At 58.8% G+C, this 9,543-nt stretch carries 6 protein-coding genes and 6 pseudogenes; 5 read left to right on the plus strand and 7 right to left on the minus strand.

Annotated features, from left to right (window positions below; translation table 11 throughout):
- Positions 1-797 (minus strand): annotated as a pseudogene (locus AB3X89_RS37940) (DUF4158 domain-containing protein); the annotation flags it as partial.
- Positions 798-963: 166 nt separating this feature from the next.
- On the opposite strand from AB3X89_RS37940, the pseudogene AB3X89_RS37945 reads away from it, so the two are divergent.
- A pseudogene (locus AB3X89_RS37945) lies at positions 964-2,671 on the plus strand (phage integrase family protein).
- Between the two features lie 66 nt (positions 2,672-2,737).
- Here the strand turns inward: AB3X89_RS37945 and AB3X89_RS37950 are convergent.
- The 4 genes and pseudogenes from AB3X89_RS37950 to AB3X89_RS37965 form a co-directional block, all read right to left on the minus strand.
- Positions 2,738-2,902: pseudogene (locus AB3X89_RS37950) on the minus strand (IS6 family transposase); the annotation flags it as partial.
- On the minus strand, positions 2,899-3,525 hold the full coding sequence (locus AB3X89_RS37955; RefSeq protein ID WP_368587772.1) for a transposase: 627 nt from the start codon (positions 3,523-3,525) through the stop codon (positions 2,899-2,901). The gene AB3X89_RS37955 and the pseudogene AB3X89_RS37950, both read right to left, overlap by 4 nt.
- Before the next feature lie 375 nt (positions 3,526-3,900).
- A complete protein-coding gene (locus AB3X89_RS37960) occupies positions 3,901-4,245 on the minus strand; it encodes a protease inhibitor I42 family protein (protein ID WP_157646418.1) in 345 nt (114 codons plus the stop codon).
- A 74-nt stretch (positions 4,246-4,319) separates the two neighbouring features.
- Positions 4,320-5,114, minus strand: a complete 795-nt coding sequence (locus AB3X89_RS37965; RefSeq protein ID WP_368587773.1) for a C1 family peptidase — start codon at positions 5,112-5,114, stop codon at positions 4,320-4,322.
- Positions 5,115-5,182: 68 nt separating this feature from the next.
- Between AB3X89_RS37965 and AB3X89_RS37970 the strand changes: the two are divergent.
- Positions 5,183-5,989 (plus strand): annotated as a pseudogene (locus AB3X89_RS37970) (IS5 family transposase).
- 140 nt (positions 5,990-6,129) lie between these two features.
- Here the strand turns inward: AB3X89_RS37970 and AB3X89_RS37975 are convergent.
- Positions 6,130-6,834, minus strand: coding sequence for a hypothetical protein (locus AB3X89_RS37975; protein WP_368587774.1), 705 nt, complete (start codon positions 6,832-6,834; stop codon positions 6,130-6,132).
- 355 nt (positions 6,835-7,189) lie between these two features.
- On the opposite strand from AB3X89_RS37975, the gene AB3X89_RS37980 reads away from it, so the two are divergent.
- Positions 7,190-7,348, plus strand: coding sequence for a hypothetical protein (locus tag AB3X89_RS37980; RefSeq protein ID WP_368587775.1), 159 nt, complete (start codon positions 7,190-7,192; stop codon positions 7,346-7,348).
- Positions 7,349-7,399: 51 nt separating this feature from the next.
- Here AB3X89_RS37980 and AB3X89_RS37985 read toward each other — a convergent pair.
- Positions 7,400-7,747: pseudogene (locus AB3X89_RS37985) on the minus strand (ATP-binding protein); the annotation flags it as partial.
- A gap of 27 nt (positions 7,748-7,774) precedes the next feature.
- Here AB3X89_RS37985 and AB3X89_RS37990 point away from each other — a divergent pair.
- Positions 7,775-8,785, plus strand: a pseudogene (locus AB3X89_RS37990) (IS5 family transposase); the annotation flags it as partial.
- Positions 8,786-9,026: 241 nt separating this feature from the next.
- A complete protein-coding gene (locus AB3X89_RS37995; RefSeq protein WP_368587776.1) occupies positions 9,027-9,416 on the plus strand; it encodes a helix-turn-helix domain-containing protein in 390 nt (129 codons plus the stop codon).
- The last annotated feature ends 127 nt before the right edge of the window (positions 9,417-9,543 follow it).

A 9,543-nucleotide genomic window follows, 5' to 3' on the forward strand; every position in this document is an offset into this window, starting at 1 on the left:
TTTCGAATCTGGCCAGGTCGGCAGGCGTCATCTGCGCGCCTTCGCGGGCGATCTTGAGCAGACGGTTCCGGTGAACCATCCGGTCGAGGCCTGCGGGCAGGTCAATGGCGTGGAGGATTTTGAGGCGATCGATATGCTTGAGCATCTGGCGTGAACTCGCCTTCCCCGGCGGCAGTCGCAGCCATGCGAGCCATGTCATGCGGCCGTCATCACGGCGCGTCAATAGCTGGTCGAGTCTTGTCCGGTGCTCATCCGACAGTGATAACGTAAGAACATCGTAGATGCGGCGGGTCGCGCGGGTGACGGCCTCCGCGCAGATCCGCTCAATCACGTTCGCGCCGGGCAGCAGGATTGCCTGCTGGCGCGGGTATCCGACCAGCGCCTGCGCGAGCACCAGGCCCTTGTCGGTCTGCATCGCCAGATCAACAAGGGCCTGCACGGCCGGACGGTAGTCACGCACAGTGAGCAATCGCAACTGCAGCGCGGCCTGCAGTTCGAGCAGATGTTCTGCGACGCGTCTGGTCCCGCTTTGCATACTCTTTCCCGAGCATCGGTTCTATGCTGAGCTGCCCGGCAACGTACTCCAGCAGCGCAGGCGGCGGTTCGACGCCTGCGCCCAGGATAATCCCCGGATAGCGCATGCAGCAGAGCTGGACGGCGAAACCCAGACGGTTGGCCGCGCCCCGGTGCTGGCCAATCAGCGACAGTTCCGCTTCGTTGAATGTGTAGTGGCGGATGATCTCATCATGGCTCTCCGGAAACGAGAAGAGACTGTCGCGCTCGGCAGGCGAGAGAATGGAACGTCATGGCATGGTTGGCTCGGCAAGGGGTGGGGATGGCGCCGACAGGGTTTGCGGCACTGATTCCACCGGATTGACGGTTCAGGAAAGCGCAGTGTAATCCGTTCTATCGTCATAATCCTTCTTATGGCGATAGCAATTTTTATTCTACAAACTGGCAAACATGAAAACACGTCAGTCCCAGCCCACCTCGCACTCCATGCCTACCGAACCGTCGGCGTTCCCGGATGCTGACCGACTCGCCGCACTGCGCGGCTGGTATGCCGGCCTGTCGTCGCGGGCCGCCGTGGACCGCTACCTGCCTCACGTCCGGGCGCAGGGTGAATCTGCGCGTGGCATCATCGGCGCCATCCGCCGTCAGCTTGCCAACCTTGCCCTGAAACGCCAGCGCGCCGATCTGGCCGATCTGTTCCAGCACCCTGCCAGTGAACGGATCGAGCGGGCCGGTGCGATCGCGCACGCGATCGACATCCTGCGTACGTTGGCCGCACCGCAACCGAAAATCGCCGATGACATCGGCCTCTGGCTCGCACCCCGCGCTGTGCGCACGATGCGTGCGTATGGCATTGCGACGCTCGCGGACCTGACAGTTCGCGTGCCCCGCCGACGCCGCTGGTGGAGCGTCGTGCCCGGGCTCGGCCAGACCAGCGCCCGTCAGATCGAGGCATTTTTGAAGCCCACCCACAGTTGACGGAGCGCGCCCTGGCGCTGGTTACGGTACACACACCCAGCTCCGTAGTTCCCTGGGAACGGCTACGGATACCCCATGAGGTCGATGGTTCGCACGGCAGCTTCCGTGCACCGCGACAGGCCTGTGCGCTCGACGCAAACAACGACTACGAAGCGGTACAGGCATGGCTTGCCCTGCACGAAACCATCGGCACGCAAAGCGCCTACCGCAAGGAAGCCGAGCGCCTGATCCTGTGGGCCATCGTCGAGCGCGGGCGGGCGCTGTCCTCACTCACGACTGAGGATGCGATTGCATACCGCGGCTTCCTGCGGCATCCGCAGCCGCGCGAGTGCTGGATCGGACCGCCACGGCCGCGTAGTGCTTTCGAGTGGCGTCCGTTTGCCGGCAACCTGTCGGCGCGCTCGACCGCCTACGCGCCGCTTTCCGTTCTCGGCGCACTGTTTCGCTGGCTCATCGAACAGCGCTATGTGCTCACCAACCCGTTTGCCGGCATCAAGGTCCGGGGCAAGACGCGCGTGAAGCCGCTCGACACGTCGCGCGGCTTCACTGAAGGCGAATGGGGGCTGGTTCGCACGATTGCCAACGGACTGGAGTGGTCCTACGGATGGGGAACACCGGCCGCGCAGCGATTGCGCTTCCTGCTCGACTTCTCGTACGCGACAGGTCTGCGAGCGAGCGAATTCGTTGGCGCGAAACTTGGGGACATCCGTATAGGTGAAAATGGCGCCCATTGGATCAATCTCGTCGGTAAGGGCGGCAAGGCTGGCAAGTAGCCGTGCCGTCACTCGCCCGAACCGCGCTCGAGCAGTATCTCGTCCAGCGGCGCCTGCCGGTGACCCCACAGCGCTGGGATCCCAAGACCCCATTACTGGCAAGCGTTGACGAGGAAGGCGCAACAGGCATCACCCGTTCCCGTCTGTGGTATGTGTCGCGTCGCTTTTTTCATCTGGCCGCCGATGTCATCGGCGCAGATCATCCCGTGCTGGCCGAAAAGTTGCGAAGCGCCAGTCCCCACTGGACACGTCATACGCACGCTACGCATGCACTCGCCCGCGGCGCGGAGTTGACGGCGGTACGCGACAACCTTCGGCTCGCCTCGATTGCGACAACCTCGATCTATCTCCAGGGCGACGAAATCAAACGCTACCGGCAGATGGACGAGGCGTTCGCCGCACCATAGGCGGGTACCCAAGCTGCGGGTTTCATCCGCTTAGCGTGCTTTATTTTCTGTTTCCTGAAGCGAGCCCAGGATCGTCGTGTGCGCCAGCGACATTCCGCGTTCCGCCATCATTTCAACCAGATCGCGCAGGCTAAACTTGTAGCGCAGGTACCAGCGAACACGCAGAATGATCACATCGCGGTCAAAGTGACGGCCTGCAAACAGTTCGTCCAGGCTCTTCAGCTTGCTCATCGCGGCTCGTCGGTTCGTTTTGTTCCGACAACTCTAACCCATTCGCCGGCCCTGTTTGCATCAGAGCCGGCGCCATCGAGGCTGACGATCGTGCCGTGTAGTGTCAGATCCGCTTCGCGGGCGGTCTTCATCAGTGTGGGCAATGCCTCGCGTAACATCGGCGATTCGTTGTGATTGGCGGGTGCGACCACGAACGGTGCGATGACGTTGCAGCGCCGATCACAGAAAGCCACGATCTCGCAGCCCTTGAGTCTTTTGTGACCGCTGAAACCGAGATTGTCGCCGCCTTTCTTTGCCGCAGTCGTTGTGCCGTCGCCGTGAATGATCGACAGATCGAGCAACTGGTCCTGCTGAAGCCGGCGCACTGACGCCAGAAATATCGCGTCGAAACATCCGCTCGCCTGCCAGCGACGAAAGATCCGGTAAATGCTGGTCGGATGAATTTCGCGTCGACCCTGCTGATTCCTGTCTATCGGCAGCATGTGCCACTGGCATCCAAGGTACAGAGCCTTCAGGATGTAGTTGAAGATCCTGTACAGTGGCAGTCGCGGCAGCGGGCCACGACGACCCCGTGGTAAATGAGGCAAGACAAATTCGTTGAATTGCACTTCGCTCAATTCCATCGGAATCCCTTGTCGGGCTTTGCGTTGGGCCATTTTCCATGATCAAAGCGATGGATTCTAGCCGCTTCAACGACAACCGCTCGAATCCCTTTACCCAGCTCAAACACCTGAGAAAAACCTGCAACCAGTAGTAATAGAATATGACTCGGGCGTAGAGACTCGGCAATGAGAGTTCAGGATTGCGGGATGGGGCTGAATTATATTTGGGAAAAACAGGAGCCGCCCTTGGCAAAGTTTCCACACCGTCCAGCCGACTGATGTCTGAGTGGCCAGACATCACGCAGCATGGTTACACTTCGCGAATCGTTTTCTGATGCCGGGGCCGATTGTTTTTTGACTATGGCGGCAGTATCTTCAGCGTGACCGCGAAACGCTTCAGAATGGCGCGGTCGCCCTCCCAGGGCGCCACAATTTAAGCTTGAGATAAGTCGTACCTGGTGCCATAACATGGAAAGTCCAGTGTGCTTTGCCGCCGCTTCCAACCGCTTCCGAACCGCCGATATAGTCGCTCTCCTGCAGTTCCACGAGGCCGGTGTCCAATCCATCGATCGCCCAGCGATAGCCGGTCGTCGCATTTTCAGACAGATACAGCACGAACGTCTCGCCCGCACCTAGCTCCACGGTCGTGCCGTTGTCGGCTTCCGTTATCGTCCGGCTATCGTTATGTCTCAAAGCTTTCGCACCTTCAATAGGAGTACAAGCAAGCAAGACCAAACCCAAGATGGCAAGGCACCATCTCAATGTCGCCGCGCGCGGCGGAATGCGTAATCGGAGCCAGCCACCAATACATGGACTCATACCGTGATGCCATAACTCTCGTTAAAGAACCCTGCATTGATATATGCCTCGCTCGCGTAAGCAAAACCTTTGTCCCCCCAGGAGTCGCCCCAGCTGTTCCGAATAATGAAACGGTGGTCCTGCGTATAACCCACAACGCACGGCGCATGTCCGCCGCGGACCGTACTGGGCTGGAACGCGTCGAGGTTCCCGTTCGTCGTGGTTGCATTGTCCCACGTGGCATCGACGTTAACGCCGACCAGGATCGGACCGTGCGACGCAAGCCATACCCGCCAACGATTCAGATCTTTTCCCAAATTAAAGTAGGCGGATAAGCGTCGTGTCGCGGCAGTGGCGTAAAATTTTTCCTCACCATCCGTATACATCAAGGTGTTGATGTGAAAAGGCAATAGCTCATTGGTTACCACACCATAATTGCGGCAAATCTCCATCGCTGCTTTCAGACTCGTTCCCGCTTCCTCTATGAAGGATTCTGGTCGCGCGACAAATTCATCGGACTCCTTCGATGCCATCCATGTATAGCGTGGTGACAGCAATTCGTTCTGCCCCAACTTGCCAGCCTTGACTAGGTGATAGCGCATCACGCCGTCCGTCGACCCCCATCCAACGCAGGAGCCCGTCGCCTCCTGATCACCGATCGCCCACCAAGGCGCGCGGAGATCGTAACTGGACGGTAATGCTGCTACTGCTCCTACTGCTTCAGCTTCGATCGCATGCTCAAATCGCCAGTCGCGTTCTGTGCCTTTAGAGGGCACAAGATTGCAAATGCGGCGAATCACTTTACCGTTCATGTTGTTTGCTCCTTTCTCTTAGCTAGAAGGTGTTAGGCACTTTCGGCCAGACCTGGTAACCTGGCGGAATGAAAAAACGCAGGCCTTACCCAACGGATGTATCGGATGAAGAGTGGTACTTCGCCGCTCCATACCTGACCTTGATCAGCAAAGACGCACCGTAGCGCCGCTACGAACTGCGCGAGATGTTCAACGCGCTGCGCTGGATCGTGCGCGCGGGTGCACCGTGGCGGTTGTTGCCCAACGACTTTCCGCCGTGGGAGATGGTCTACCAGCAAACGCAACGCTGGATTCAGGCAGGCTGTTTCGAGGCCATGGTGAGCGACCTGCGTTCGATCATCCGGGTCGCGCAGGAACGCCGTGGTCAACCCGGCGCGGTCATTCTCGACGGGCGTACGCTGCAGTCGACCTGCGAGAGTGGGTCTCGAGCCGGTTACGACGGCTACAAACGCAAGCGCGGCAGCAAAGTCCACATGGCGGTTGATACCTTGGGGCAGTTGCTTGCGGTGCATGTGACACCGGCCAATGAGCAGGAGCGCGTGCAGGTCGGTGAACTGGCGCGTCAGGTTCAGCAGGCCACGGGCCGCACGGTCAAGGTGGCGTTTGCGGATCAGGGATATACCGGCGAAGAGCCTGCGCAGGCGGCACTCGATGAGGGTATTGAACTGCAGGTGATCAAGCTGCCGGAGGCGAAAAAGGGCTTCGTGCTGTTGCCGCGCCGCTGGGTGGTCGAGCGCAGCTTCGGCTGGCTCAACCGCTTCCGCAGACTGGCCAGAGACTACGAGCGGTTGCCCGAAACCCTGGCTGGATTGCACTTCGTCGTATTCTCCGCGCTTATGCTTGTCCACTTTGCATCCCTTAACAAAAGTGCCTAACACCCTCTAGGGCCTGATGTCCAGGTTGTGTTCGCCGCTCTAAACGAGATCTGGACGCCCGCTAGGCGGAAAACGTTGAAGGCGTCGGACTCGACAGCACCGATGCACAGCAAGCCAATTACTGTGCATCGGCTAACCAATTACTTGGCGTCGGGTTTGACGTAGTTGTAATTAACGGCCGTATAGGCGTACGAGTAGGATTCGTGCTCCTCGCTGCCGCAATTGACCTTGACGAACCATGAGCTCGCTTGAGAGTCCGAGTAGGCGTAGACGAAGTTGGTGACCGGAACGTTAAGCACAGGCATGACTGAAATGGTCCCGACCACCGTGCCGAATTTCGACGTGACAGTGCTCTTTTTCGTTTGTGCCTGTACATCGCCCATCTCGGTCGTGAGATAGTCAAGCATCGGTGCCACGTCTCCGCCGAGACCGCCGAGAATTGCAGAAAAGAACTGCTCGGTAATGGAGACCGCGGTACCGGAACCGCTCTCGCTATTCTGGTCAACGCTCGTAATGCCCATGCCCGCGACGGAATTCATGGCTTGCGTCATCGTGCTCTGGTCGACAAGGTACAGCCCCGATTCCACTGCCTGTCCTGAGGTATTCAGAACGGCTGTTTTGATGGTCGAGGACATCGTCAACGCCTGCTTGAACGCGTCCTCCACCTGGGTTTTCACGTCCGAAGGCCAGGAGTTCTCGAGGTACGCGAACAGAAAGTCCGAGCCGGGCGCGTGCATCCAGTGCCCGTCATCCGTCAAGGTGACGTGATAACTGCGATAGGCACGTCCTTCACGTTCCATACGGCGGACAATGTTGCGATGTGCAAGGTAGTTACGAACACTCATGGCGATTTCCTTTAAATCAGGTTGTTAATGCGAAGAAAGTTAAATTATTTAATGACAAATGGATTTAATGTCTAACCATCCCTGAAGGCTACTATTTTTTATGTAATATATTGCAATACACTGCCGCATTACTTGCTTTCGTTAACTGGCCGATCACTTTGTGCAGCACATCGCTGCTCTCTGCCCCGCATTGATATGCTCGTCGATGGTGCTCGCCGCTAGCAGCTGTCGCCCCGTCAATCGCCTAATGAAAGCGACAATATCTCTCTGGAGGGTCGCGATGTAGGGGGATAGAGTTCCCTAGCAGGCTGTTGAATTTGGGTCCCGTGTAAACGGGGTTTGAGGGACGGGCGTTATGGATATCGTGTTCATGATCTTTGGCAGCGGCTGCGATGGCGGAATGGATGAGATGCAGGAACCCCTGTTCACGACGGTCAAGCTCGAGGAGTTCGTCCCGGCAGATCACCCGTTGCGACCGATCCGGTTGCTGGTGTCAAACGCAATCTCAAGTTGATACAGCTTCGGACGCGAACGCAATCGTAGTTTGATACACCCCGTCCTGCGGTTATTGGGTGGCGCTGACCTCCTTCGAATTGCGTTTGCGTTTGACGTCGTTCTCGTCGCTTAGGTATGGCGGCGGGACACGGTTGATCATGCCGGCCTGACGTTTCTCCTTCAGTCTGTACGAGTCGCCGGAGATCGGGACGACGTGTGCGTGATGAAGCAGTCGATCGAGGAGTGCCGCCGTGAGCGTGGCGTCATCGGCGAAGGTCTGGTCCCACTGGCCGAATGGCAAATTGCTCGTCAGGATCAGGCTGCCGTTCTCATATCGTTTGGCCACCACCTAGAACAGCAGATTTGCCTGCTCGCGATCCATCGGAAGGTAGCCCATTTCGTCGATGATCATCAGCTTGTAGGGCTTGGTTACCCGCGCGCGACACTGGTGAATGATGCGTTGAAACGGCTCAACGGGTTGTGCAGCGTCATCTACGCGGACACCGGCCGTGCCTCGATTGCGCCTGAGAAGCTGATGCGGGCGCTGCTGTTGCAGGTGTTCTACTCGGTGCGCAGCGAGCGCATGCTGATGGAGCAGATGCGCTACAACCTGCTGTTGCGCTGGTTTGTCGGGCTGGCGATTGAGGACGCCGTGTGGGACCACTCGGTGTTCTCGAAGAACCGCGACCGGCTTCTGGGGCATGAAGTCGTGGAAGCGTTCTTCACCGAAGTCATGAGCCTGGCGGACAAGCGGGGCTTGCTCTCGAGAGAGCATTTCTCGGTGGACGGCACGCTGATCCAGGCGTGGGCCAGTCACAAGAGCTTCCGCCGCAAGGACGGCCCGGACGATGGTCCGCCAGCCGGCGGTGGCCGCAACGCCGACACTGACTGGAAAGGCGAGCGACGTAGCAATGCCACGCACGAGTCGACTACTGATCCTGAGGCGCGATTGTTCAAGAAGAGCCGCAAGAGCCCGGCCATCCTGTGCTACGACGGGCACATCCTGATGGAGAATCGCTCGGGGCTGGTGGTCGGCGCCGTGGTCAGTCACGCAGATGGTTTCGCCGAGCGGGCCAGCGCATTGCAATTGCTCGATTGCGTGCTAGGCGCTCATGCGAAGACAGTTGGTGCCGACAAGGCGTATGACACCCGCGACTTCGTGAACGATTGCCGCGCTCGCAACGTGACACCGCATATCGCGCGCAACGATGAGCGTTGGGGCGGCAGCGCAATCGACGGTCGCACTTCGCGGCACGCGGGCTACCGGATTAGCCAGATCATCCGCAAACGAATCGAAGAGCATTTCGGCTGGGGTAAAACGGTCGGTCGGACCCGGCAGACGGTCTATCGCGGTATCAAGCGCGTCGACCAGCACTTCAAGCTGACGAGGGTTGCGAGCAATCTGACCCGCATGGCCCGAATGCTAGGGGGGGTGCCGCAAGGAGCGATGCGATGAGCCCACGGCGTGAAGACTGCGCGCCAGCAGGACTGCATGCGTGCGCACGCCCCGCGCGGATCGCGCGGCAAACCGGTAATTCAGCGGAAAATTGCACGCGCAAGTCTCCTGAACGTAGCTTCGGTCGTCATGACGGGGCGCTTTCAACAGCCTGCTTCTATGAGCAGTAAATTTTCAAGGGCGCGTTCAACTGGTCGTTGCAACACCTTCTGGTCTAATGTCGTCCCAGGAGGTAAGGTAGGTGAGCAAGAAGAAGCGGTGCGGACTATCCGCCGAACAAAAGGCGTTGTTGTGGCAGAGATGGAAAGATGGTGAGTCGCTAAGCGACATCGGCCGCTCGCTAGGCAAGCATGCAGCATCGATTCACGCGATCGTTCGACCGCATGGCGGCATCGTGCCAACGGTAAGGAAACGGTCAGCCCGCGTGCTAACACTTGCCGAACGAGAGGAAATCTCGCGCGGCATTCATGCAGGCCTTTCAATCCGTGAGATCGCAGCCAGTCTCGGTCGGTCTCCGTCGACGATCAGCCGTGAAATAGCACGCCACGGCGGGTTGAGCCGATACAGAGCCACTTCAGCAGATGCGAGAGCCTGGGAACTCGCGAAGCTGTCAACGCCGATTGAATTCTGACCCGCCTTTCGGCGATTCGCCGAAGTAAATCTGACCCACCCGGGACCTGTGTCACGCGGCTGCTTTCGCTGTTGCCCGCGTTCCCGTTTGTCCTGCTTTTCGTTTGTCCTTCAGTCGATAGCTCTCA

The sequence above is a fragment of the Paraburkholderia sp. BR14320 genome (assembly GCF_040948665.1).
Lineage (GTDB): Bacteria > Pseudomonadota > Gammaproteobacteria > Burkholderiales > Burkholderiaceae > Paraburkholderia > Paraburkholderia youngii.

Coding starts and splice junctions, on each gene's coding strand:
- AB3X89_RS37955 (WP_368587772.1), bottom strand. CDS start 3,525: ATGGAATTGAGCGAAGTGCAATTCAACGAATTTGTCTTGCCTCATTTA.
- AB3X89_RS37965 (WP_368587773.1), bottom strand. CDS start 5,114: ATGAACGGTAAAGTGATTCGCCGCATTTGCAATCTTGTGCCCTCTAAA.
- AB3X89_RS37975 (WP_368587774.1), bottom strand. CDS start 6,834: ATGAGTGTTCGTAACTACCTTGCACATCGCAACATTGTCCGCCGTATG.
- AB3X89_RS37980 (WP_368587775.1), top strand. CDS start 7,190: ATGGATATCGTGTTCATGATCTTTGGCAGCGGCTGCGATGGCGGAATG.